We start from the raw sequence: 23,131 nt of genomic DNA, 5'->3' as shown, positions 1-23,131 counted from the left end.
CTCCTCCCATACGTCGTCCGCTGTTGCGTCAGCCCTCCTCCGGGCCACCGTTCTCCTTGTCCTCGCCCTGCTCGGCGGCCTGGGCCGTACCGGACTCCTCGGCCGGCTTGACCGTCTGCGCGCCCGGCTGGGGCTCGGCCACGGCCACCCGCGCGGGGCGGATGGTGCGCTCGCCGATCCGGTACCCGGGCTGCAGAATCGCCACGCACGTCGTCTCGGTGACGTCCGGTGCGTAGGAGTGCATCAGGGCCTCGTGGATCGTCGGGTCGAAGGGCTCGCCCTCCTTGCCGTACTGCTGCAGCCCCATCTTCGCCACCACGGTCTCCAGCGACTCGGCGACGGACTTGAAACCGCCCACCAGTTCGTTGTGGTCCCGCGCGCGGCCGATGTCGTCGAGCACGGGCAGGAGCTCGGACAGGAGATTCACCACGGCGATCTCCCGTACCGCGATCCGGTCGCGCTCGACCCGGCGCCGGTAGTTCTGGTACTCGGCCTGCAGCCGCTGGAGGTCCGCCGTGCGCTCGTTCAGCGCCGAGCGGGCCTGGTCCAGCTGGGCCGTCAGCCCGGCCGTCGAGTCCGCCTCCGCGGTCTGCGCCGCGTCCTTGTCCTGGGCGGCGGCGGCCTGCGGCTCGGTCTCCTCGGGCGTGGCGCCGGGGGTGGCGTCGGGCTGCTGCGGTGGAGGCTGTGGCTGGTGCTCCTCGAATCCGGGGGTCTTCTCCGTCACGCGGCACCGTCCTTGCGCTCGTCGTCGACGATCTCGGCGTCGACCACGTCGTCGTCGGCCCTGGCCCCGGCCTCACCGGCACCGCCCGCGGCCTGCCCGGCCTGGGCGTCGGCGTACATGGCCTGGCCGAGCTTCTGGGAGACGGCCGCGACCTTCTCGGTGGCGGTACGGATCTCGGCGCTGTCCTCGCCCTTGAGCTTCTCCTTCAGCTCGGCGACGGCGGACTCCACCTCGGTCCTGATCTCGCCGGGGACCTTGTCCTCGTTGTCCTTGAGGAACTTCTCGGTCTGGTAGACGAGCTGCTCGCCCTGGTTGCGGGCCTCGGCGGCCTCGCGGCGCCTGTGGTCCTCCTCCGCGTAGCGCTCGGCCTCCTCGCGCATGCGGTCGACCTCTTCCTTCGGGAGCGAGGAGCCGCCGGTGACGGTCATCTTCTGCTCCTTGCCGGTGCCGAGGTCCTTCGCCGTGACGTGCATGATGCCGTTGGCGTCGATGTCGAAGGACACCTCGATCTGCGGGACGCCGCGCGGCGCCGGGGGCAGACCGGTCAGCTCGAACATGCCGAGCTTCTTGTTGTACGCGGCGATCTCGCGCTCGCCCTGGTAGACCTGGATCTGCACCGACGGCTGGTTGTCCTCGGCCGTGGTGAAGATCTCCGAGCGCTTGGTCGGGATCGTGGTGTTGCGCTCGATCAGCTTGGTCATGATGCCGCCCTTGGTCTCGATGCCGAGGGACAGCGGGGTGACGTCGAGCAGCAGGACGTCCTTGACCTCGCCCTTGAGGACACCGGCCTGGAGCGAGGCGCCGATGGCGACGACCTCGTCCGGGTTCACGCCCTTGTTGGCCTCCTTGCCGCCGGTCAGCTCCTTGACGAGCTCGGCGACCGCGGGCATACGGGTGGAACCACCGACGAGCACGATGTGGTCGATGTCGCTGACGGCGACGCCGGCGTCCTTGATGACGTTGTAGAACGGCGTCTTGCAACGCTCGAGCAGGTCGGCCGTCAGCTGCTGGAACTGGGCGCGGGTGAGCTTCTCGTCCAGGTGCAGCGGGCCCTCGGCGGACGCGGTGATGTACGGCAGGTTGATCGTGGTCTCGGTGGACGAGGACAGCTCGATCTTGGCCTTCTCCGCCGCCTCACGCAGACGCTGCAGGGCCATCTTGTCCTTGGACAGGTCCACGCCGTGACCGGACTGGAACTGCTTGACCAGGTAGTCGACGACGCGCTGGTCCCAGTCGTCACCACCGAGGTGGTTGTCACCGTTGGTGGCCTTCACCTCGACCACGCCGTCGCCGATCTCCAGCAGCGAGACGTCGAACGTACCGCCACCGAGGTCGAAGACGAGGATCATCTGCTCGTCCTTGTCGAGGCCGTACGCCAGGGCGGCGGCCGTCGGCTCGTTGACGATGCGCAGCACGTTCAGACCGGCGATCTCGCCGGCCTCCTTGGTGGCCTGGCGCTCGGCGTCGTTGAAGTACGCCGGCACGGTGATGACCGCGTCGGTCACCTTCTCGCCGAGGTAGGCCTCCGCGTCCCGCTTCAGCTTCTGCAGCACGAAGGCGCTCATCTGCTGCGGGTTGAAGTCCTTGCCGTCGAGGTGGATCTTCCAGTCGGTGCCCATGTGGCGCTTGACCGACCGGATGGTCCTGTCGACGTTGGTCACGGCCTGGCGCTTGGCCACCTCGCCGACCAGCACCTCGCCGTTCTTGGCGAAGGCGACGACGGACGGCGTGGTCCTGGCGCCCTCGGCGTTGGTGATGACGGTGGGCTCGCCGCCCTCCAGAACGCTGACGACGGAGTTGGTGGTGCCCAGGTCGATGCCGACCGCACGTGCCATGGTGAATTCCTCCAGCTGACTTGAGTGGAACGGACTCAAGTGTGCCTGAGGCTCACCGCCGGGTCAACAGACCTGAGCCTGCCCGGCTCAACTCTTATCCATCCCTTACACGCAAGGACGCTCTGACCTGCGGTGATGCGGATTTCTGGGGTGGCGGAGCCGGATACGGAGGTTGACGGCGGGGGGCGCGGGAGGCGCGGACGGCGGCTCCGGCGTCGTAGGGCCGGCTGCTTCCCAGGGCCTCGCGGACCCCGCGGGCCACCCCGGCTCCAGGGGCGTCTGCCCGGGCCGGGGCGTCGTAGTCGTAGTCGTAGTCGTAGACGTCGGACTGGGCCCGGGGCCGGGTGGTCCGGAACGGCTGCTCGCCGCGGGAGCGGGGGCGGGGGCGGCTACCGGGAACGGCCGTCCGCGCGCGTGCGCGTGGGGGGTCGCCCGACGGGTCCGTACGCGCGCGCGGGGCGTCGGATTGGTCCGCACGCGCGCGCGTGACGCCTCGGGCGGCGGGAAGGCCGCGGGTGCCGCGGCCCTCGGGCCGTCCCCGGGTGCCGGGAACCCGGGCGGGCGCACGGGTGCCGTGCGGGTCGGTGTGCGTGCGGACGCTGTGCGGCCCGGTCTGCCGCCGTGGGCCGTACGCCGGGACGCGCAGCAGCCCCAGGACGGCCGCCAGACTCGCTCCGGCCACCCACAGCACGCTCCTCGGCGCGGCCCAGCCCGAGTGCACCAGCACCCCGACGAGCACCGCGGCGAAGGTGCCGGCGCCGAGCAGGACGGTCGCACCCGGCGGGGTCGGCCCGAGGCGGCGCAGCCGGTGCGCGAGGTGGTCGGGACCGCGGCGCAGCACGGGACGCCCGGCCAGCCTGCGCGTGAGGACGACCAGGACGGCGTCGGCACTCACGGTGGCGGTGAGCGCGAACAGCACGGCCACGGTGGGCAACGGGTCGTACCCGGTGCGGGTGAGCACGCCCGCGGAGGCGAGCAGGAAACCGGTGAACAGCGAGCCGCTGGCCCCGAACGCGATCCGCGCGGGATGCCAGTTGTGCATCAGGAAGCCGGTGAGGGCGGCGGCCAGCACGCTCAGCAGCACCACGAGGTCGTCCATCACCTCGGCCGCCGCGCAGGCGCCCGCCCCGAAGGCGGTGAGCACCCCGACCGTGCCCGCGAGGCCGTCCACGTGGTCGAGTCCCCGGAAGGCGGCGGCCACACAGGCGATCCAGGCCACGGCCGCGATCCCGGCCGGCAGCCCGGTCTCGTCGTACGGCACCACGAAGGCCGCCGCGACCGCCGTACCGACGAGCAGGAACGGCGTCCTCAGCCGCCACAGGTCCGCGACCAGCCCCAGGACCGCGACCCCGGCGGACACGGCGAGCAGCCGGCCCACCCCGTCACCCAGTGGCGCGGCACCCGTCCAGCCGCCGGCCGCGGCGACCAGGCAGGTGCTGAGCACCACGGCCACGCCGCCCAGCAGCGGCACCGGCCGCACCCGCCGCCGGTCGACCAGACCCAGCCGCAGCGCGGGCCCCCGGAACAGCGCCGAGAGCACGGCGGCGAGGAGGAGGGCGGTGATGGCGGTGGCGATCCCGTAGAGCACGGTTCTTAAATTAGGGGTATATCGGTCGATTGGGTGTGAATAACACGATCGGAACAGGGTTGGATCTTCAGGCGGCCCTCAGCGACCCAGATCACCCCGCGCCCGGCTGCATTGCGACAGAGGATGGAGGTAGTCTCAGACGAACTACACAAGTTACCGCTTAGTAATTTCGAGGCCGCCTCAGGAGCCCCCATGCAACTCGCCGCGATCATCGTGTCGCTGGCCCTGACCGTGGTCGGCGTCGCGCTGCTCGCCCGTGCCATCGGCCAGTTCGTCCGGTACTTCAGGCTGGGCCAGCCCGTCCCCGCCGGCTCCCGGACCGACAACCCCTACCAGCGCAGCGTGACCCTGGTGAAGGAGTTCCTCGGCCACACCCGAATGAACCGGTGGGGCATCGTGGGCATCGCCCACTGGTTCGTGGCGATCGGGTTCCTGACGCTGCCGCCGACCCTCGCGCAGGCGTACGGCCAGCTGTTCCGGGCCGACTGGACGCTGCCGGTGCTCGGCGGCTTCCTGCCGTTCGAGATGTACATCGAGTTCATCGGTGTGATGACGGTGATCGGCATCGCCGTGCTGATGGTGATCCGTCTGCTGAGCCTGCCCTCCCGGGCCGGCCGCAAGTCCCGCTTCGCGGGCTCCACCGCCTGGCAGGCGTACTTCGTCGAGTACGTCATCCTCACCATCGGCCTGGCCATCTACGTGCTGCGCGGCCTGGAGGGCGCCCTGCACCACGTGGACGGCTACGAGGCCTCGTACTTCGCCTCGTACCCGCTGGTCCTGGCCTTCAAGGGCCTGAGCGTGGCCACGCTGCAGAACCTGGTCTACTTCGTCGCGATGATCAAGGTCAGCGTCTCGCTGATCTGGATGATCACCGTCTCCCTCAACACCGACATGGGTGTGGCCTGGCACCGCTTCCTGGCCTTCCCGAACATCTGGTTCAAGCGCAACGCCACCGGTGAGACGGCCCTCGGCGCCCTGCAGCCGATGACGAGCGGCGGCAAGCCGATCGACTTCACCGACCCCGGCGAGGACGACGTCTTCGGCGTCTCCCAGGTCGAGCAGTTCTCCTGGAAGGGCCTGCTGGACTTCTCCACCTGCACCGAGTGCGGCCGCTGCCAGTCGCAGTGCCCTGCCTGGAACACCGGCAAGCCGCTCTCCCCCAAGCTGCTGATCATGTCCCTGCGCGACCACGCGCACGCCAAGGCCCCCTACCTGCTGGCCGGCGGCAGCAGGACCATGGAGGGCGAGGAGAAGGCGTCGAAGGAGCAGCTGGCCGAGGTCCCGGCCGCGGCTCTGGCGGAGGCCGAGCGCCCGCTGATCGGCACCGTGGAGGACAACGGCGTCATCGACCCGGACGTCCTGTGGTCCTGCACCACCTGCGGCGCCTGCGTCGAGCAGTGCCCGGTCGACATCGAGCACGTCGACCACATCGTCGACATGCGCCGCTACCAGGTCATGATCGAGTCCAGCTTCCCCTCCGAGGCCGGCACGATGCTGAGGAACCTGGAGAAGAGGGGCAACCCCTGGGGCCTGGCCAAGAAGCAGCGCCTGCAGTGGACCAAGGAGGTCGACTTCGAGGTCCCGGTCGTCGGCAAGGACATCGAGGACCTGTCCGAGGTCGAGTACCTGTACTGGGTCGGCTGCGCCGGCGCGCTGGAGGACCGCGCGAAGAAGAGCACTCTGGCCTTCGCGGAGCTGCTGCACATCGCGGGCGTCAAGTTCGCGATCATGGGCGGGGACGAGAAGTGCACCGGCGACTCCGCCCGCCGCCTGGGCAACGAGCCCCTCTTCCAGGAGCTCGGCATGGAGAACGTCGCCGCGCTGAACATGGCGTTCGGTGAGGAGACGGACGACGAGGGCAACGTCACGCCCGAGTCGAAGAAGCCGAAGTCGGCGAAGAAGATCGTCGCCACCTGCCCGCACTGCCTCAACACCCTCGGCAACGAGTACCCGCAGCTCGGCGGCGACTACGAGGTCATCCACCACACCCAGCTGCTGCAGCACCTCGTCGACGAGGGCAGGCTGGTCCCGGTCACCCCGGTCGAGGGCATCATCACCTACCACGACCCGTGCTACCTGGGCCGCCACAACAAGATCTACACGCCCCCGCGCGAGATCATCGGCAAGGTCCCGGGCCTCAGGAACGAGGAGATGCACCGCCACAAGGAGCGCGGCTTCTGCTGCGGCGCCGGCGGCGCCCGGATGTGGATGGAGGAGCGGATCGGCAAGCGCATCAACGACGAGCGCGTCGACGAGGCCCTCGCCCTCGACCCGGACATCGTCTCCACCGCCTGCCCGTTCTGCCTGGTCATGCTGACCGACTCGGTCAACGGCAAGAAGAACGACGGCAAGGCCAAGGAGTCCGTCCAGGTCGTGGACGTCGCCCAGCTGCTGCTGGAATCCGTCAAGACCCCGGTCGCCCCGGCGGACGAGGCGGAGAACGAGAGCGAGCCGGAGCAGGAACCGGTGAAGTAAGCGGCGCCCAGGCTGCGCCGACCGCTGAACGTCCGACGCCCCCGGGCCCGTACTTTTCGCAGTACGGGCCCGGGGGCGTCCTCGTCCCTACGACGGGTCCCTACGACCGACGGGTCCCTACGACGCGATCCCTACGACGCTGCCCCTACGACGACGCTCAGGCGCCGCCGCCCTTGGACCCGGGCCCGGCCTGCTGCACCACCTCGAAGGACCACAGGGTGGAGTCCGTGGCCGCCGGCCGGGGCCGCTCCCCGCCCTCGCCACCGCCACCGCCCTCGCCGTGGTGCGCGGCCTTCCTCGGTCCCTCCATCCAGGCCTGGAACGACTCCTCGTCACGCCAGCGTGTGTAGACGAGGTAGGTGTCGGTGCCCTCGACGGGGCGCAGGAGCTCGAACCACTCGAACCCGTCGGAGTTCTCGACGGCGTGGGCCCGGGAGGCGAACCGCTTCTCCAGCGTCTCGCGCTGCTCGGCCGGCACCGTCAGTACGTTGATCTTGACTACGCTCATGGTCCCATCCTGCCCGGTGACGGCCGGCCCGCCACTCGGCCCCTCTGCCTCCCTGATCCTCCGTGGTCCTCCGCGTTCCTCCCTGGAATGTCCCCCAAACCGCCCCTTAGGGGATGTCACAGCTCGGCCGCAAAGCCCCGCCCATGCACCCGGCCCGGCCCGGGACTTGACGGGACCGGGTACGTTCGATGACGTGGCTGGATTCAGGAGCGGGCGCGGCGGCCGGGACGACCGCGCGCCGCACGCGCGACCCCGACAACTTCCGTACGGACAGCAGGCGCCCCAGCAGGCGCCGTCGTACGGCTACCCGCCGGCGCCGCAGCCGTATCCGCGGCAGCGACCGCCGTACGGAGCCGGCGGCGTCCAGTGGCCGCAGGCCCACGGCGGTGGTTACGGCGGCGGCCAGGGCGAGCCGGAGTACTTCGGCGACGGCGGCGCCCACCCGCAGGGCGGCCCCGATCCGTACGCGGCCAACCACCCGGGCCACACCCAGGCGTTCGCGATCGGCGAGGACCCGTACAGCCAGGGCGAGACCTACCACGCGGGCTCCGCCCCGGCCGGCCCGACAGGCCCCCGGCTGCGCTGGAAGGACCTGCTGCGGGGCATCGTCGTCTCCCCCAACCAGACCTTCCTCCAGATGCGCGACTACACGATGTGGGGCCCCGCCCTCATCGTGACGTTCCTCTACGGTCTGCTCGCGGTCTTCGGCTTCGACGGCGCCCGCGAGGACGCCATCAACGCCACGCTGTCCAACGCGATCCCGATCGTCCTGATCACCGCGGTGGCCATGGTGATCAGCTCCTTCGTGCTGGGCGCGGTCACCCACACCCTGGCCCGCCAGCTCGGCGGCGACGGGGCCTGGCAGCCCACGGTCGGCCTGTCCATGCTGATCATGTCCATCACGGACGCACCGCGCCTGCTCTTCGCCCTGTTCCTCAGCGGCGACGCGGGCTTCGTCCAACTGCTCGGCTGGGCCACCTGGATCGCGGCCGGCGCCCTGCTGACCCTCATGGTCAGCCGCTCCCACGACCTGCCCTGGCCGAAGGCCCTGGGCGCCTCGGCGATCCAACTGATCGCCCTGCTGTCGATCGTGAAGCTGGGCACGTTCTGACGGGCGGCGAGGCGCACGGAAAGGGGGCCGGCCGGTCGGCCGGGCCCCCTGCTGTCTCTCAGGGCCGCTCTCTCACACCTGCGTCCGGTGGAAGTTGACGTAGGCCCGGGAGGCGGTGGGCCCGCGCTGTCCCTGGTAACGGGAGCCGTAGCGCTCACTGCCGTACGGGGCCTCGGCGGGCGAGGAGAGCCGGAACAGGCACAGCTGCCCGATCTTCATCCCGGGCCACAGCTTGATCGGCAGGGTGGCGAGGTTGGACAGCTCCAGGGTCACGTGCCCGGAGAACCCGGGGTCGATGAACCCGGCGGTGGAGTGGGTGACGAGCCCGAGCCGCCCCAGCGAGCTCTTGCCCTCGAGCCGGGAGGCCAGGTCGACGGGGAGCGAGATGACCTCGTACGTGGACGCGAGGACGAACTCCCCGGGATGCAGGATGAAGGGCTCGTCGCCCTCCGGCTCGACGAGCCGGGTGAGGTCCGGCTGATCGACGGAGGGGTCGATGTGGGGGTACCGGTGGTTCTCGAACACCCGGAAGAAGCGGTCCAGCCGCACGTCGATGCTCGACGGCTGCACCATGGATTCGTCGTAGGGATCGATCCGTACCCGCCCTGCGTCGATCTCGGCCCGGATGTCCTTGTCTGAGAGAAGCACGCCCCGAGGATACGCAAGGCGCGCGGAGCCCCCACAATCAGGACGGACTCCACGCGCCGAGCACCGCGGTGCTCTACCGCTTCCCGAGGACCACGGGCACCGCACTGCGGAGCCGGGCACACCGTGGACATCTCACGAGCCTGCAGGGGCCGAGCCGCTCGGCCTGCTGCATCGGGAACGAAGCGGTGCTGAACACGTGCCCTTCGGCACAACGGACGACGGTGCGCTCCATCAAGTCCCTTGAGTCCCTTCCCCAGAGCCGCGTCTGGACCCTTGCCACCTGACGACAAAAGCCACAATAAGGGATCAAGCAGACGCCCACCACGCGGAGCTCCTGCCCCACACGCACCCTCTCTCCCACCACCACCGTACGCCCCAACTCCGTTCCCCCGCAGCCCGGAAACACACACAGGCCCCTCGGCTTGAGCACCGGGGGCCAGCGATGAGGTACAGTGAGCGAGCACCGGACACCGACTCCGGTCGGCGTCTTACGCGGGTGTAGTTTAATGGTAGAACATCAGCTTCCCAAGCTGAGAGCGCGAGTTCGATTCTCGTCACCCGCTCCAAGCGAAACCCCCAGGTCAGAGACCCGGGGGTTCTTTGTTGTCTAGACCGGTCGGCGGTGCGCGCACCACAACCGCACCATTAGCCCTCCGGTGGCTCCTCCTTGTGGTGCGCGCGGTCGCCGTTGTGGTGCTTCGCACGTTCGGCGCGTACGAGGTCGTCCAGCCCGGCGGCGACCTCCCGTTGCCGCTCCTCGTCGGAGTGCTGATAGATCAGCGCCGCCTTCTCGGAGGACTGGCCGGCCCGCACCATCGTGTCCCGGAGGGTGGCGCCCGAGCGGGTCGACAGGGTGTGTCCGGTGTGCCGGAGGTCATAGAAGCGGAAGCCGTCCGGGAGACCGGCGACCGTGCGAGCCCGACGCCACTTCCGCCCGAACGAGGTGCGCCGGAAGGCCGCGCCCTTCTCGCCCACGAAGACCAGCCCGTCGGGTCCCTTCTCGGCGAACCAGTCCAGGTGCCGCTTCGCCTCCTTCCGCAGGAAGGCCGGGAGCACGACGACACGGGCGCCCGCATCGGACTTGGTCGGCCCGGGAGCTCGCTTGCCGTTGGTCCGCTCCGGCTCGGCGACGCGGACGCGGATCACGAGGTTGTCGAGGTCCACGTCACGGCGGCGGAGGCCGGCCAGCTCCTCGGGCCGCATCGGACCGTACGCGCCGAGGTAGACCATGAGCCGCCAGCGAATGCCGATCGCGTCGGCGAGCGCGTCGACCTGGGCGACGGTGGCGATGCGCCGCTCAGCGGCGGATTCCTTGCTCGCTCCCTTGATCCGGCACGGGTTGCGCGTGATCAGGTCGTCGTCGACGGCCGTCTCAAGAATGCCCTTGAGGAGGCGGTACGCCTTGGCGACGGTGGTCTTGGCTCCGGTGGTGCGGAGCCGTTCGGCTCGCCACTCGCGGACGCGAGGAGCGGTGATCTCGTCGAGGTCGAGTCCGCCGAACGTCGGGAGGATGTGCAAGCGGAGCAAGTGCCGGTACAGGTCCTCGGTCCGAACGGCCAACTCCCGCTCTTCGACCCACTTCTCGGCGTAGACCCGGAAGTTGACCGCCCCCGCATCAGGAGCACGCCAGTCCCCGCGGCTGAGGTCCGCCTCAACCTGGGACAGCCAGATCTCGGCGTCCTTCTTGGTCTCGAAGGTCTCATCCGCGCGGACGCGCTCACCATCGGGCCCGGGATACGACGCCGTCCAACGACCAGACCGGTACTGCCGCACTGCACCAAAGCGCCGCCGCCTCCCCTTCTTGTTGGCCATCAGGCAGCCCTCCGCAGTCCGGCACGACGGAGCCTGACGGGCTCGACGGTGTGCGACTCGATGAACTCGGCGACCGCGCTTGCAGGGATACGGACGTGACGGCCGACCTTGACGTACCGGATGCGCCGCTCCTCGATGAGCCGCCGGGGGAAGCGGGCGGTCGTTCCGAGCAGCTCGGCGACCTGGTCCACGGAGAGGTAACGGTCATTCATACGGTCGGCTCTCCTTCCGTTCCGGGGGCGGGTTCGAGGGATGCGGCGAGCCAGGCTTCGGCGCGGGACAGTCCGGTACCGGCGAAGACCCAGTGCGCGAGGACGAGCGTGGTTTCGCCGTCCTGCGGGACGGGCGGAGCCGCTTGGGCCCGGCGCCAGTCGGCACGTGCGTCGCGGAGGGCGCCGAGGGTGGTGGAGTAGCGGCGGGACTTGGTGGAGAAGTGGCCGCGGAAGCCGAGCATGTGGGCCCAGGCCCGCAGGCGGAGGTCTGCCAGCTCGGGGCGTGCGCCCAGGGTCCAGGCGGTGCGGATCATGCGCCGGGCGTGGTCGGTGATCCTCGCTTGCGCCAGCTCGGCGAGGAAGCGGATCGGCCGGTCGAGGGTGCCCGTCGCCGTCTCGGCGCCCTTGGTGGCGTACTTGGCGACGTACGCGGCGACGGCCCGCTCGGTCAGCTCCTGGCCGTCGTCGAAGTCGGTGGATCGGATCGTACGGATGTCGAGCTGTCGGCCGAAGACGAAGGTGTGCCGCCGGCCGTCGACCTCCGGGCCGTCGACGCGGACGGCAGCAGCGGCGGCGCGGATGGCGTCGGTCAGCAGCTCGGCCGTTGCCCAGTCCGGGGGCGCGATCTCGCCGCCCTCGGGACCGTCGAGGCGGATGACCGCATGGAAGTGGACGGCGCCCCGCTTCTGGTACTCGGCCACCTTGGCGAAGGAGACCCGGGCATGGTCGCGGAAGGCCCGCTGGGTGAGGCCGGCCCGCTTGGCGACCTCCCGGCGGAGGTAGATCGAGAAGCGTTGCCAGAGGGCCCCGGCATGCGCGTTCCACAGCACGGCCGCTTCGTAGTCGTATGTGTCCGGGTCGAGGGGTGTGCCCAGGGCCGGGTCCTGGTCGTCGTGGCGGAGGCCGCAGCGGCAGGGACGATCGCCGGAGGGGCGGTTGTGGACCGGGCCGAAGCCGGGGGCGGTGAAGGTGGCGAAGACGCGCGGGTGGGTGGCGACCCGTTCGGGCGTGCCCTTACCGCCGCGGAGTCCGGCGGTGATCAGGTGGTAGGTGTCACGGCGGTAGGTCTCGGCGCAGGCTGCGCACCGGGTGGCGCGGCGGTTGTTGCAGCGGACGAGGAGCTGACCGGCGGGCAGGGTCGACGAGTCCAGGTGGTGCAGGACGCGGCCGATCTCGCCGGTCGTCCGGTCCACCGCGTGTTCGGTGCGGTGGCCGTCGAGGCGTACGGGGCGGGTGCAGCCGCCCAGGCCGGACAGTTGGCGGGCCAGCTCGGGCATGGTGCCGAGGGAGGCCAGCATGGAGAGGTCCACCAGCGGGGGCGGAGTCTGCCGGGTGATGATGGGAGTTCCTTTCGGCTGTTGCGACGGTTGAGAGGGACGGCCCCGGGGCGGCGGGATGCTTGGCGGCGTTTGCCGCCCCGGCGGCCGGTCAGCGCTTGTTGGCGCTGCTGATGAGGGAGCGCAGGACCACGGCGGCGATGGCCACGGACACGGCCGAGACTGCGAGGGCCGCCAGGAGCGCGGTGAGCACGATTCCGACGACGACCACGGCGGCGACCGCGCCGACACCGACGCCCACGTACGGGGCGACCGGGCGGCCGGCCGAGGAGGCCGGAGCCTGCGTCTGCTGAGGCGTGACGGTTGCCGTCGGCAGAGTCGGGATCTCGGGCAGTTTGGGGCGGAGCACGGCGGACCTCCTTGTCACTCGTGGGTGCCGTTGACGACGTCGACCCCGGAACGGGTGCCGGACTCGATGACGGGGGCGAGGAAGGTGTGCGAGAGCCAGAAGCCGAACAGCGCGATCACGACGGCGACCCAGAGCCGGACGCCGAGGAACTTGATCGCGGCCCAGGCGATGACGCCCAGGACGAAGACGAGCGGCAGCGAGACGGTCACGGGATCCCCTCAGCGGACGGCGCAGCGATGGGTGCGGGCGGCCAGTTCGGCGGCGGCGCGGCTGTCGTAGTCCGTGGCGAAGCCGCAGCGCGGAGCCGTGCAGGCGGCGGTGTGCTTCTCGCGGCCCCGGCCGTCGTAGTAGGTGGCGACCTGGACGGGGCCGATACGAGCGACTTTGCGGAAGCGGCGGTTGGCGGTCATCAGCGGGTCTCCTTCGGGTCTTCGCCGGTGAAGTCGGTGACGTGCTCGGCCAGCCAGCGCAAGATCTCGTCGCCCTCGTAGCTGTCGGCGGCGAGGATCACGGGCTCGGCGATGAGCACGGCTTCGGTGAGGCGGTTCTGTCGGGTCAGCTCGGCGGCGCGTTGCAGCGCGCGGAGCGTGGACGGGCGCACGGTGGAAAGTCCTCCGGGTCAGGTGAGTTGGGCGACGATGGCTTCGGCCAGCGGCAGCGGGACGCCGAGCCGGGCGCGAAGGGTCGAGGTGTCGATGGGCGTTCCGGTCCGGGCGCGGTGTTCGTCGGCGACCTTGCGCGCGAGCGTGACGAGCGCTGGCGGAACCGGGGTCGTGGAGGGGGGAGCCGATTCCGGCTCCGCAGCGGGCAACTCGGCTGCAGAAACAGGGGCTTGGGGCGCCATGGGTTCCGGGGCCGACTCGCGCTCCCCCGTTGGGACGTCCGCGGTTGCTCCGTGGGCGAGCAGTGTCCCGCCCAGGAAGGCGACCGCAGGCCATCCGGCGACGAGGATGCGCAGCCAGGCCGGCACCGCGCCCAGGTCGAGCAGCCCGGCCGTGGCGACGTTGGCGCCGAGCGAGGCGGTCAGTGCGACGAGGAACCAGCACCACCCGGCCGCTTTCGCCCCGCCGGAGCGGAGCCGCCGCCAGGCCGCCACCAACAGCAGGTCGACGGAGACCGGATAGGCCCATGCCTTCCATCCGTGCTGTCCGGCAGCCGCGGCCAGGTCATGTAGGTGGGCGAAGGACAGCGCGGCGGCGATCAGCGCTTGGACGAGTACGGCGTCGAGGCGGACGGGCAGGGCACGCACGGCGCGACTCCTTCCGGTTCCAGGCATGGAGGGGGTAGGGACGTGGCACGGGACGGCCGTGCCGACCGTGGGCGGGTGCGCTTACTCGGTGATCGGGCGAGCCGTGGCCACGGGCCCGGACGCCTCCACCGGCATCGGCGGGACGTACGGCCGGAAGGGATCGAGCGCCGGTACGTCGGGGGCGAGGTGCGCCGTCGCACGGCAGGTGGCCGCAGCGTCGGCGAGGGAGAGGTAGGGGGTACGGATGCGGGACCAGCCGCCGGAGGTGTCGCCGACGACGGCCAGGCCGGGCAGCTCGGGGGCGATGGCACAGGCCGCCATGACGGCCTCAGGGGCGATGTCGCCGAGCGCCATCTTGGCCGAGGCCTCGTCGTTCACGCGATGGCAGACGCGGCCGGTGAGCTGAGCGCGCAGCATGGTCGCGCCCTTGCCCAGCTCAGCGCCGAAGCGCTGCCCGCAGACTTCGAGGTAGATCCCGGCTGCCCGGCCGAGTTGGGCGAGGCGGATGAGCTGGGTGACCATCTCGTCCCGTCGTTCTTCCTCCTTCCGCGTGGCGACGAGGAAGAGTTCGGCCACCTCGTCGATGAACAGCACGATCGGAGCGGGACGTTCGTCCTCAGGCAGTCCCCAGATGTCCGAGGTGATCAGCTCTTCCGGGGTGCTGGGCGCGATGCCCTGCCGGGCCTTGATCAGGTCGTATCGGTCCTCCATTTCCTTCACGAGCGCGGGAAGCAGCTCGGCCGCCTGGTCCGGGTCGGTGGCCAGGGCGGAGAGCCGGGGCGCGAAGGGCGCCAGCTCGACCCCGCGCTTGCAGTCGATGCCGACCAGGACCACCGGCTGAGCAGCCAGCCCGGTCAGCAGGTTCCGCAGGTACATGGACTTGCCCGAGAGCGTGGCGCCGAGCACCAGCTCATGCGGAACGGTCCGGTAGTCCCGTACGAACGCGGTCGCGTCCTCCCGTAACGCCACCGGGACCTGAAGCGGGCCGCCGTCGAGCCGACGGGGCATCCGCACCTTGCGCAGCACGTCGAAGCCGACGAGCCGCAGTTCGACGACGCCGGGCTTGATGTCCCGCACGTGGACGGCGTGGACACCCCAGGCATGCCGGAGGCGTTCGGCCGAGGCCGCCACGTCCGCCGGCTCCTGGCCCGGAGCCAGCCGCAGCCGCATGCGCAGGCCGGTCGTGGTGGGCCGGATGATGCCCCGACGAGGAGGCACCGGCCGGACCTCACGGCGGGTGGTCGCACGGACGGCCAGCGCCCGCCACCGGGACGGCTCGACGGTCAGGCCGCAGGCGTCCATGGTCGAGGAGTACGAGGCCAGCAGCCGGGCCACCGAGAGCGGCAGCCCGACCGTGGACCAGTACGCCGCCGGGTAGGCGTGCCGGGCGTAGACGGCGCCGCCTATCGCAGCGAGCGAACCGCCCAGCTCGGCCAACGTCACCAGGTCCGTCACAGCGATCAGCCCGCCTGAGCCATCGGGAAGGCGCCGGGAGCAACAGCGGTCGCCCGGTAGGCGATGCCGTGCCGCTCCCTGCCGTTGAACACGCTCTGCCACGGCCGCGCCACCAGACCCGGCAGCGAGACCGGAGCACCGACCGTCAGGCCCTCGGTCACTCCGCTTTCCGGGACGGTGACCTGGATCAGCGACGACTCGCCCTCGTCGATGTAGACGACGCCGACGGTCATCAGCGCCTCACCGGTCACCGCATCCTTGGCGATCTCACCGGTCTGCCGGTCGCGCACCTTCGGCGCCGGAGCCTCGGTGAGCAGGATCGTGGCGGTCGAGGCGTCAACGCGGATCACACGCACAGGGATTACTCCTTCTGAGAGACGATCAACCTACCCACCTGACAGGTTGACTTAGCAAGTTTGAAGCTAGAGATGACAGGTTGACTTGTCAAGCTGCTATCGCGGGAATCTCGCCCCAGGTGGGCATCAGCTCAAGCGGTAGGTGTCTTCAAGTTCCTGCCGGTCAGCCGGGAGGAGCACGTCAGAGACCTGCAGGGCTCGGCCGGAGGCGTCACAGGCGACGACCAGGACGCTCAGCACAGGAACACCGTCCGGCAGATCCAGCAGCTCGGCCTCACGCGCTTCGGGCAGCCGAGCCGACACGCGCTCGACCACGTGGTCGAAGTGGACTTTCTTCCGCGCTTCGAGGTGTTCGCGGACACTCCCGCTCAGGGGTTCATCGGACCCCAGCTCAGTGCCCTCGACCAGGCCGGCGGGGAAGTACGACGAGACCAACTCGACGGCTTCGCCGCCCTCTTCGACCAGGAAGCGGCGCATGAGGACGTCGGCCCTCTTCGGCAGGCCAAGCGCCGACGCGACCCGAGCCGGGACAGGCACGTGCCCGACTTCGACCAGGTGGCCCGCGCCCTGCGACTCGTCGCGCTCCAGCGCCTCACGCCCCCGCCGGTCCTTCTGTTCGACGACTTCCGGCCGACCCCGGACGATCGTGCCGTACCCCTGCCGGGACTCAAGCCAGCCGTCCCGCTTCAGCAGATCCAAGGCTCGCACGACGGTCGGGCGGGACATCCCGAAGGCCTGCACCAGCTGGTTCTCACTCGGTACACGGGTGCCGGGCGCATACGTGCCGTCCTCGATGCGACGCTGAAGTGTCTGCGCAAGGCGCACGTACTTCGGTGGCTCCACTTCATACGCCATGAACGCCGCCTGTCGAGATTGGCCAAGTCAACTGGTCAACCAGACTACCGACAGATTCAAGGTGCCAGTAGAAGAGGTGAGCTATCCCATCACGCCGACCAGGCATCAGCCACCACGAAGGAGACGACCGTTCCGCCGAGGTGGCTGGGCCCGGAGTGCCAGGAGTCGGCGATGGAGTCGACCAGGAGCAGCCCCCTCCCGTGCGCATCGTTCGCTTCCGGGTGCCGCAGCCGCACGTTCGCCGGGAAACCCGGGTTGTGCACCTCGACGTGGAGCGTCGTTCCCTCGCGGAACCACTCGACCCGCACCATCCAGGGATCGTCCGACTTCCCGTAGCGGATGGCGTTGGTCACCAGCTCCGAGATCATCAGCGTGCAGTCGTCGACCGAGCAGGCCGGGTTGTACGGAGTGATGAACTTCCGGAACCAGCGCCGAGCCCGGGGCACGGACTCCGGCACAGGCTGCAAGGTCATCGCTCCGAGCCGCGGTGAGTCCTCGCAGGGGTAACGGTCGATCGTGTAAGCCATGCGTGCTCACTCCTTGCCGCTGCCGTCGCAGTCGAGGCAGCGCCGCTTCGACGTGGCACGGCTGCGGTCGTTGGCCGTGGAGAGCGCCAGCGCCGTTCGGGAGCCGACGCGCTTCCACCCGCGCCCCCGACACCCCCGGCAAGCTAACCGCGCACCCTGCTCCGGCCGCCGACTCGTCACGTCGTGCCCCCTTCTCATCCAAGTGGCCTTAGCCACTTTGTGGATAGTGGCATTAGCCACTTGGGAAGCGCAAGCGGTTCGCCGCAACCGGCGAGCCGTCAGGTGAGCGGGTAACCCTGCTCGAACGCCCAGCGGTGCGGCGGGTAGGTGGCTTCGGCGAACTCCAGCGGCCGGTCCTGGAGGTCGAAGACGACGTGATGGACGATGAGCACCGCGGATCCCGGCTCCAACCGCAGGTCGGCCGCCTCCTCGTCCGTGGCGGCCCGAGCGCACATGCGGTCTTCCGCGTAACTGCCTTGACGCCCCGTCATCCGCTCGACGTACATGAGCGTGCCTTCCTGGATCCGCTCGGGATCCGTGAGCTTGGGCGCGCGCTGGCCGACGTCCGGAGCAAACCACGAGGTGGACAACGTGATCGGGCCGCCCTGGTTGTTCGTCACGCGCCGGCGGTGCACGGCTCGACGATCCTTCACCAGGCCCAAGGCCTCAGCGACGTAGTCCGGAGCCTCCAGCCACCCGGCCGAAGTGATCACCGCGTACTCTCCGGGCGTATAGATCTTCCCGGTCTGCCGGGCACGGCCGTACAACTCCCGTGCGCGTCGGTTCACTTCGAGACTACGCACGTATGTACCTGAGCCCTGGCGCTTTTCGACCAGGCCCTGATGGCTCAGCGCTTCCAGCGACCGCGCGGCCGTGGGCCGGGACACCTTCCAGTCCGCGGCAAGCTGCCGCTCCGAGGGGACCTCGTCCCCCGGCCGCAGGTCGCCACGAAGAATCTGATCACGGATGTAGTGGGCGATCTGGAGATACTTCGGCTGAGCCTCTTCAATCTGTGGCATCTCCCCTCCCTTCCCCGTCCAAGTGGCTATGGCCTTTGGCCACTATAGGGTGAGTGGCCAAGCTCCGAACCCGTAGTCTGATCGCATGACGCGGTTGATCGTCGCAGCAGGAGGAGGGGGCGACGCAGTCGCCGCCGCAATGCTTCACGCCGCCCTTTACGGCGACGAGGACCAGGCGGTGATCCTCACGTACGCCTGGGACCGCCTCCTGATCGACCCGCTCCCGGGCCCGCGGCGACCCACCGACTTCACCGGCCTGGAACGCCTCACCCCGGCGGTCTGGACGGTTCCGGCGCAGGCCCGCCCGATCGCGCCCGCCGGCTCCACACTCCCCCGGCTGGCGGCGGAGCTCCCGCACACCTTCGCACTGCTCGACCCCTCCCGGGGAGCCGAAGGTCTCACCAGTCAACTCGAAGACATCGTTCGTCACTTGGAGCCCAGGTCGATCGATCTCCTGGACGTGGGCGGGGACATCCTCGCGCGGGGCGACGAACCGACACTGAAGAGCCCACTCGCCGACGCCCTCATGCTGGCAGCGTGCTGCCAGGTGAACGCTCCTGTGCGGCTCCTGGTCGCGGGTCCAGGCCTGGACGGCGAACTCCTGCCGGAAGATATAGGCGAAACACTGGGCCCCGTCGTCCACACCTTCACCGCGAGGGACGCGGACGCGATCAGCGCAGTCCTGGAGTGGCACCCGTCCGAGGCGACCGGGCTCCTCGCGGCTACGGCCCAAGGGGTGCGAGGCACATGTGAGATCCGGGATGCAGGGCTCCCCGTACTGCTCACGGACGAGAGTCCGACGGTGCACGAGGTCGACCTGGACGACGCCGTCAGCCGCAACCAGTTGGCCCGAGCCATCATGGCAACCACCGACTTGGACGAGGCCGAGGCTCACAGCCGCGAAATCTGTGGCTACTCAGAGATCGACTATGAGCGCAACAAGGCTCTGTGGCTCAAGGAGCAGCAGCCCACGAAACTGGATCCGGCCGCAATCTGGACGCAGCTCGACCAGTTTGAGGCCGAAACCCGAGCCCGCGGAGTCACCCACACGACGTTCCGCCGCATCACCGAGGCCCTGAATCTCAGCGGCTTGCAACGTGATGACTTGCGGCAACTGCTCATCACCAGCCGACCGGAGCAGTTCGAGGCGCCCCTGTGGCGCATCCCAGACGCAACCTGAGTAACAACTTTCTTCACGGGTTCAAGGCCCGCGCACGGCGCGGGCGCGCGCCGCCTCTGCGGCGCGGCCTGCCTCCTGTCTTCGCCCCGGCTGGCCGCGCCCGGCGGCGCGCTTGCGTGCAGCGGGTAAGGGCGGGATGCCATCCGCGGGCACAAGATGATGCCTCCGGCGGGGGATCGGCCGGCACCGGGATGGAGGGGGCGCTGTTCCCGGCTGCGGGCCCGTAGGGGCGTGCGCGGGAGCTCCCATCCCGTCCACCGTCGACCCAGGCAGAGCCGAGCAGACGCGGCCCAGGGGCGTCAAGGTCGTTCGTACAGTGGCGCGCTCCACCTTGACGCCCCTGAACCACGCCCGCTCCACGGTGTGTGGGTCGACGGCGGACGGGATGGGAGCTGGGGAGAGTGGTGGGCTGAGGCCGAGGGACACCGATCTGGTTCGACCAACCAGAACCCAGGTCACGCAGAGACGACCGCACACCCGAGATCCAGAATGCGCGCGGACAATCCTTCAGGATAAGGGGTGGCACCGACAGTCCCGAGTGTTCACCCATATCCAGGCTGAGCCGTTCTTGGGAAAACCTCCAGGATAAGGGGTCGCACCGACAACGCAAGGTGTTCAACAAATCCTGGGTGAAACACGTGTTGGCGTGTGATCTGCGTCACCGGATCAAAAATAAGAAACAGCAGGTCAGCGCGTTGCCTCTTGGTCATTTCAGACGCTGAGGCGTTCATTTACCTCGGTGTGCCACTGGGAAATCGCGCTCCGCTGTGGATAGTGGTGGGGCGGCGCCGGTGACGGTCTGTCATGCTGCTGGGGCAACTCCCGCTCAGCGCTTGGTTGTCAGCGCCGACTGCTAGCGTTGCTGCCACGCAAAAAGGTCTGGGGTGCCCGCCCCTCCGCCAAGAAGTTCGGGCACCCCACTGGATGAACCAAGGAGAACTATGGCGTCACCCCAGGCTCGATATGCGCTCCGCCTAAGCGGAGGCATGATGTCTCGTACTTTCGCACACGGCACCGACAGTCGCAACCACTATTTGATCTTGCTCGGAGTCATTCTGAGCTGTGTGATCAATGGGGACACCATGTCCGCGATACTTCGGCAAGCTACGTGGCTGGTGGTAGCCGTGATCGTCCTCGTCGTTTTGCAGATCTTGAATGGCTGGCTGAGGAGTCGGCTCCTGAGTGAATATCGTCCGCTGTGGCTGCACAACGCTGCAGTACCACAACTGCGTTGACTTCGCCTGTGACGCCTAAGCTGAGCTCATGACTCAGTGGGCTAAAGATCCAGAGACGTGCGACCACTCCGCCGGTTTCATCAAGGAGCGGTACCTCGGGTCTCAGACTGGCGACTACGAGTGCAACGCGTGTAGCCAGGTCTTCACCCCCGCCCAGCGGCAGGCGATCCTGGACAAGCGCCAGGCAGACCAGCTCGAGTAGGTGACCAGGACGTCTCTGAACCGTTGGCGCTGATGTCAAGGGAGTCAAGGTCCCCTGACATCAGCGCCTGACACCAACAGGAGCGGACAGCGACGGTCGGCGCCGGACCCTAGCGGACCATCCGTCGAGGTACAAGGACGGTTACCCGGTGCCGACGATGCCCCGTGATCGACCTGATAAGGATGAGGCTCGAATCTGTCCCAGGCAGGGCGCCGCCCTCAACCATGGGCGGCGCCCCGCTGGCTTGACTCAGCGATCGAGCTCCATCGACCGCGTGCACTGCGATCCGATGGTGGTGGCGTTGGTTTCTTCAACAGCCCTGTTTTGATGGCTCGGTGCATGTAATCATGCCGTTCCGGCGTGTTGCACAACTCGGACGGGGGCGCATGGTGGTGCTGCGGTGGGTGGTGGCAGTGGTGGCCTCGGTGGCGGCGTTCTTCGCCGTCGCGGTGCCGTGGGCGGTGCTGTCCGCGGGCGGGGATGATCCTTGGGATGTGATCGGTCCGGTCGCGGGAGTGATCGCGGCCGGTGTGCTGGCCGCTCTGGGCCGGTGGGCCTCCCAGCCGGGTGCGTCCGGCGGTGGTGGGCCGGTGCGCAAGGTGCGGCAGTCGGCGCGGGCGGGAGGCAGCGTCAAGCAGACCGCCGGCAGCCACGGCGCGTCTGCGCGGTCGGGGCGTCGCCCTTTGCTGGAGAGCGTTCGCCAGAAGGCGCGGGGCGGGGGCGACGTCGATCAGGTTGCCGGCGACCGGTCCTGACCGAGCTGAACACCAGGGGGATCGGGTGGGGTCGGAACAGCGGCAGACGCAGCAGCGTGCGCGCGCGGGCCGGGATGTCACGCAGGTGGCGGCCGAGGTGCATGTTCAGGTGCCGCCTGCGCGGGAGCCGGAGGTGTCCTGGCCGGTTTGGGTGGGCAATGTGCCCAAGCTCGCGGCGGCATTCCAACCGCGCACGGCAGTCCGGGCGGCGCTTCACCGGGCCCGTCACGAGCCCAGGATGGGCGGGCCGGTGTTGTCGCAGGTCCTCTCAGGGGACGGCGGGGTCGGCAAGAGCCAGCTCGCTGCCGCACTGGCACGGGAGCTGCGCGACCAGGACCGCGGGCAGGACGACGGTCTGGACCTGCTCGTATGGATCAGCGCCACGGAGCCCGACCAAATCATCACCGGCTACGCCGAGGCCGCCGAACAATTGCGCCTTCCGGGCAGCGGCAGTGGAGATGACACCGCCGCCGCGCGAGCGTTCCTGACCTGGCTGGCGGCGACCGGTCGACGCTGGCTGGTGGTGCTCGACGACATCACCGACCCGGCGGCCGTCGATGCATGGTGGCCGGACGGCAACCCCCGCAACGGCCGTGTCCTGGCCACCACCAGACGCAGGGACGCCCTGCTGAGCGGCCAGGGCCGCCGCCTGATCCACCTTGACCTGTACACCCCGGCGGAGGCCACGGCCTACCTGCGCCGCCGCCTGTCCGACGCCGGATGCCCCCAGCTGTTCGAGGAGGGTATGGCAGGTGAGCTGTCCCAGGCGCTGGGCCTGCTGCCGCTCGCCCTCGGCCACGCCGCCGCCTACATGATCAACAAGCGGTGCGACGCCGGCACGTACCTCACCCACTTCCGTGCCACCGGCAGCAGACTTGCCGATCTCCTCCCGCCGGAGGCGGACACCGAAGGCTACGGCCGGCCCGTCACCACCGCACTGCTGCTCTCCCTCGATGCCATCCAAGCCGCCGACACCACACAACTGGCCCGGCCGCTGCTCCAGCTCATTGCTCTGATGGACCCGCTCGGCCATCCCGCAGACCTGTGGACCACGCCACCGGTGCGACACCACCTGCGCACCTCACGCCCGCCCCGCCGCCGCTGGCTGCGCAGACGACAGTCGGCCGTCACCGAGCAGGACATCCACTCTGCGCTGGACTGCCTGCGCACCTACGCACTCATCGCGCAGGACAGCGCCCAGACGCCGATCCGCATCCACGCCCTGACAGCACGGGCCATACGCGAGACGATCCAACCCCAAGCACTCCCTGTGATCGCCCGCACCGCCGGTGATGCGGTCCTCAGCCTGTGGCCCGACCTCGACCACCACGACCGGGATCTGTCCGCGGCCCTGCGTGCGAACACCATGCTGTTGGACCAGCACACCTACCCGCTGCTGTGGCAGCCCACCACACATGGGTGTGTGTACCGAGTCAGCCAGAGCCTGTACGCAGCGGGCCTGTATGAACAGGCGGTCGAATACAACCAGGCTCTTGTTCAGCACAGCACCGACAGTCACGGCCCCGACCACCCCGACACCCTCGGAGCCCGCAACAACCTGGCCAACTCCTACCGCAGTGCCGGACGAGTCCAGGAAGCCCTCGACCTATGTGAGCGGGTGCTGGCCGGCCGCGAACGGCTCCTCGGCCCCGACCACCCCGACACCCTCGGAGCCCGCAACAACCTGGCCAACTCCTAC

At 69.5% G+C, this 23,131-nt stretch carries 23 protein-coding genes and 1 tRNA gene; 6 read left to right on the top strand and 18 right to left on the bottom strand.

Translation table 11 applies throughout. The annotated features are described in order from the left end of the window. Positions 1-28: 28 nt before the first annotated feature. The 3 genes from grpE to DEP02_RS35805 form a co-directional block, all read right to left on the bottom strand. Entirely contained in the window at positions 29-724 is a 696-nt protein-coding gene (gene grpE, locus DEP02_RS11210; protein WP_112467197.1) for a nucleotide exchange factor GrpE, read from the bottom strand. After that, positions 721-2,559 carry a molecular chaperone DnaK gene (gene dnaK / locus DEP02_RS11205; protein ID WP_112467196.1) on the bottom strand — a complete coding sequence of 613 codons (1,839 nt, stop codon included), beginning with the start codon at positions 2,557-2,559 and terminating at the stop codon, positions 721-723. Before dnaK ends, grpE begins: the two co-directional genes overlap by 4 nt. Before the next feature lie 94 nt (positions 2,560-2,653). Beyond that, positions 2,654-4,147, bottom strand: coding sequence for an MraY family glycosyltransferase (locus DEP02_RS35805; RefSeq protein ID WP_112467195.1), 1,494 nt, complete (start codon positions 4,145-4,147; stop codon positions 2,654-2,656). A gap of 192 nt (positions 4,148-4,339) precedes the next feature. On the opposite strand from DEP02_RS35805, the gene DEP02_RS11195 reads away from it, so the two are divergent. Next, positions 4,340-6,622: a (Fe-S)-binding protein gene (locus tag DEP02_RS11195; RefSeq protein ID WP_112467194.1), complete on the top strand. Its 2,283-nt coding sequence runs from the start codon at positions 4,340-4,342 to the stop codon at positions 6,620-6,622. Positions 6,623-6,779: 157 nt separating this feature from the next. On the opposite strand, the gene DEP02_RS11190 is transcribed toward DEP02_RS11195, so the two are convergent. Further along, a complete protein-coding gene (locus tag DEP02_RS11190; RefSeq protein WP_112467193.1) occupies positions 6,780-7,130 on the bottom strand; it encodes an antibiotic biosynthesis monooxygenase family protein in 351 nt (116 codons plus the stop codon). Positions 7,131-7,323: 193 nt separating this feature from the next. Here DEP02_RS11190 and DEP02_RS11185 point away from each other — a divergent pair, with 193 nt between their 5' ends. Next, positions 7,324-8,241 carry a Yip1 family protein gene (locus tag DEP02_RS11185; RefSeq protein ID WP_112467192.1) on the top strand — a complete coding sequence of 306 codons (918 nt, stop codon included), beginning with the start codon at positions 7,324-7,326 and terminating at the stop codon, positions 8,239-8,241. A 72-nt stretch (positions 8,242-8,313) separates the two neighbouring features. Here the strand turns inward: DEP02_RS11185 and dcd are convergent, their stop codons facing one another. After that, entirely contained in the window at positions 8,314-8,889 is a 576-nt protein-coding gene (gene dcd, locus DEP02_RS11180) for a dCTP deaminase (RefSeq protein WP_112467191.1), read from the bottom strand. 492 nt (positions 8,890-9,381) lie between these two features. Here dcd and DEP02_RS11170 point away from each other — a divergent pair. After that, positions 9,382-9,455: transfer RNA gene (locus tag DEP02_RS11170), tRNA-Gly, on the top strand. Positions 9,456-9,534: 79 nt separating this feature from the next. On the opposite strand, the gene DEP02_RS11165 is transcribed toward DEP02_RS11170, so the two are convergent. The 13 genes from DEP02_RS11165 to DEP02_RS11105 all read right to left on the bottom strand — a co-directional run bounded on the left by DEP02_RS11165 (position 9,535) and on the right by DEP02_RS11105 (position 18,060). Continuing rightward, a complete protein-coding gene (locus DEP02_RS11165) occupies positions 9,535-10,701 on the bottom strand; it encodes a tyrosine-type recombinase/integrase (RefSeq protein ID WP_112467189.1) in 1,167 nt (388 codons plus the stop codon). Further along, complete coding sequence (locus DEP02_RS11160; RefSeq protein ID WP_112467188.1) at positions 10,701-10,913, bottom strand: excisionase family DNA-binding protein; 213 nt, start codon at positions 10,911-10,913, stop codon at positions 10,701-10,703. Before DEP02_RS11160 ends, DEP02_RS11165 begins: the two co-directional genes overlap by 1 nt. Next, positions 10,910-12,211, bottom strand: a complete 1,302-nt coding sequence (locus DEP02_RS11155; protein WP_112467187.1) for a replication initiator — start codon at positions 12,209-12,211, stop codon at positions 10,910-10,912. Before DEP02_RS11155 ends, DEP02_RS11160 begins: the two co-directional genes overlap by 4 nt. A 130-nt stretch (positions 12,212-12,341) precedes the next feature. Beyond that, positions 12,342-12,599 carry a SpdD protein gene (locus DEP02_RS11150; RefSeq protein WP_112467186.1) on the bottom strand — a complete coding sequence of 86 codons (258 nt, stop codon included), beginning with the start codon at positions 12,597-12,599 and terminating at the stop codon, positions 12,342-12,344. 14 nt (positions 12,600-12,613) lie between these two features. After that, the gene (locus DEP02_RS11145) at positions 12,614-12,808 is read right to left on the bottom strand and encodes a hypothetical protein (protein ID WP_004985515.1); all 195 of its coding nucleotides are present in this window, start codon (positions 12,806-12,808) and stop codon (positions 12,614-12,616) included. A 9-nt stretch (positions 12,809-12,817) separates the two neighbouring features. Then, positions 12,818-13,009, bottom strand: a complete 192-nt coding sequence (locus DEP02_RS11140; protein WP_112467185.1) for a mobile element transfer protein — start codon at positions 13,007-13,009, stop codon at positions 12,818-12,820. Then, positions 13,009-13,200: an RING finger protein gene (locus DEP02_RS11135; protein WP_112467184.1), complete on the bottom strand. Its 192-nt coding sequence runs from the start codon at positions 13,198-13,200 to the stop codon at positions 13,009-13,011. The genes DEP02_RS11140 and DEP02_RS11135 overlap by 1 nt, the downstream gene beginning before the upstream one ends. Positions 13,201-13,218: 18 nt before the next feature. After that, positions 13,219-13,848, bottom strand: a complete 630-nt coding sequence (locus DEP02_RS11130; RefSeq protein ID WP_112467183.1) for a DUF2637 domain-containing protein — start codon at positions 13,846-13,848, stop codon at positions 13,219-13,221. An 81-nt stretch (positions 13,849-13,929) separates the two neighbouring features. Then, positions 13,930-15,303: an FtsK/SpoIIIE domain-containing protein gene (locus DEP02_RS11125; RefSeq protein ID WP_112467182.1), complete on the bottom strand. Its 1,374-nt coding sequence runs from the start codon at positions 15,301-15,303 to the stop codon at positions 13,930-13,932. 5 nt (positions 15,304-15,308) lie between these two features. Continuing rightward, on the bottom strand, positions 15,309-15,659 hold the full coding sequence (locus DEP02_RS11120) for an SCO3933 family regulatory protein (RefSeq protein WP_112467181.1): 351 nt from the start codon (positions 15,657-15,659) through the stop codon (positions 15,309-15,311). Positions 15,660-15,785: 126 nt separating this feature from the next. After that, positions 15,786-16,514, bottom strand: a complete 729-nt coding sequence (locus tag DEP02_RS11115) for a GntR family transcriptional regulator (RefSeq protein ID WP_112467180.1) — start codon at positions 16,512-16,514, stop codon at positions 15,786-15,788. Positions 16,515-16,603: 89 nt separating this feature from the next. Next, complete coding sequence (locus DEP02_RS11110) at positions 16,604-17,041, bottom strand: ATP-binding protein (RefSeq protein WP_112467179.1); 438 nt, start codon at positions 17,039-17,041, stop codon at positions 16,604-16,606. Between the two features lie 278 nt (positions 17,042-17,319). After that, a complete protein-coding gene (locus DEP02_RS11105) occupies positions 17,320-18,060 on the bottom strand; it encodes a GntR family transcriptional regulator (protein WP_112467178.1) in 741 nt (246 codons plus the stop codon). Between the two features lie 139 nt (positions 18,061-18,199). Between DEP02_RS11105 and DEP02_RS11100 the strand changes: the two genes are divergently transcribed. The 3 genes from DEP02_RS11100 to DEP02_RS11085 form a co-directional block, all read left to right on the top strand. Continuing rightward, positions 18,200-19,240 carry a DUF1152 domain-containing protein gene (locus DEP02_RS11100; protein WP_232839055.1) on the top strand — a complete coding sequence of 347 codons (1,041 nt, stop codon included), beginning with the start codon at positions 18,200-18,202 and terminating at the stop codon, positions 19,238-19,240. Between the two features lie 1,823 nt (positions 19,241-21,063). Further along, complete coding sequence (locus DEP02_RS11090) at positions 21,064-21,432, top strand: hypothetical protein (protein ID WP_112467176.1); 369 nt, start codon at positions 21,064-21,066, stop codon at positions 21,430-21,432. 250 nt (positions 21,433-21,682) lie between these two features. Next, positions 21,683-23,131 (top strand): tetratricopeptide repeat protein (locus DEP02_RS11085; protein WP_198668383.1); only part of this gene is annotated, 1,449 nt, incomplete at its 3' end.

Source organism: Streptomyces triticisoli (assembly GCF_003270085.1).
In the GTDB taxonomy this organism is placed as follows: Bacteria; Actinomycetota; Actinomycetes; order Streptomycetales; family Streptomycetaceae; genus Streptomyces; species Streptomyces triticisoli.
Note: the sequence above shows the minus strand (reverse complement) of the source record. Positions and strands in the feature narration are given on the sequence as shown.

Excerpts from the sequence above, each read along its gene's own strand:
- dnaK (WP_112467196.1), bottom strand. The coding sequence starts at position 2,559 with ATGGCACGTGCGGTCGGCATCGACCTGGGCACCACCAACTCCGTCGTC.
- DEP02_RS11195 (WP_112467194.1), top strand. The coding sequence starts at position 4,340 with ATGCAACTCGCCGCGATCATCGTGTCGCTGGCCCTGACCGTGGTCGGC.
- DEP02_RS11190 (WP_112467193.1), bottom strand. The coding sequence starts at position 7,130 with ATGAGCGTAGTCAAGATCAACGTACTGACGGTGCCGGCCGAGCAGCGC.
- DEP02_RS11165 (WP_112467189.1), bottom strand. The coding sequence starts at position 10,701 with ATGGCCAACAAGAAGGGGAGGCGGCGGCGCTTTGGTGCAGTGCGGCAG.
- DEP02_RS11160 (WP_112467188.1), bottom strand. The coding sequence starts at position 10,913 with ATGAATGACCGTTACCTCTCCGTGGACCAGGTCGCCGAGCTGCTCGGA.
- DEP02_RS11155 (WP_112467187.1), bottom strand. The coding sequence starts at position 12,211 with ATGCTGGCCTCCCTCGGCACCATGCCCGAGCTGGCCCGCCAACTGTCC.
- DEP02_RS11140 (WP_112467185.1), bottom strand. The coding sequence starts at position 13,009 with ATGACCGCCAACCGCCGCTTCCGCAAAGTCGCTCGTATCGGCCCCGTC.
- DEP02_RS11115 (WP_112467180.1), bottom strand. The coding sequence starts at position 16,514 with ATGGCGTATGAAGTGGAGCCACCGAAGTACGTGCGCCTTGCGCAGACA.
- DEP02_RS11110 (WP_112467179.1), bottom strand. The coding sequence starts at position 17,041 with ATGGCTTACACGATCGACCGTTACCCCTGCGAGGACTCACCGCGGCTC.
- DEP02_RS11105 (WP_112467178.1), bottom strand. The coding sequence starts at position 18,060 with ATGCCACAGATTGAAGAGGCTCAGCCGAAGTATCTCCAGATCGCCCAC.
- DEP02_RS11100 (WP_232839055.1), top strand. The coding sequence starts at position 18,200 with ATGCTTCACGCCGCCCTTTACGGCGACGAGGACCAGGCGGTGATCCTC.
- DEP02_RS11090 (WP_112467176.1), top strand. The coding sequence starts at position 21,064 with ATGGTGGTGCTGCGGTGGGTGGTGGCAGTGGTGGCCTCGGTGGCGGCG.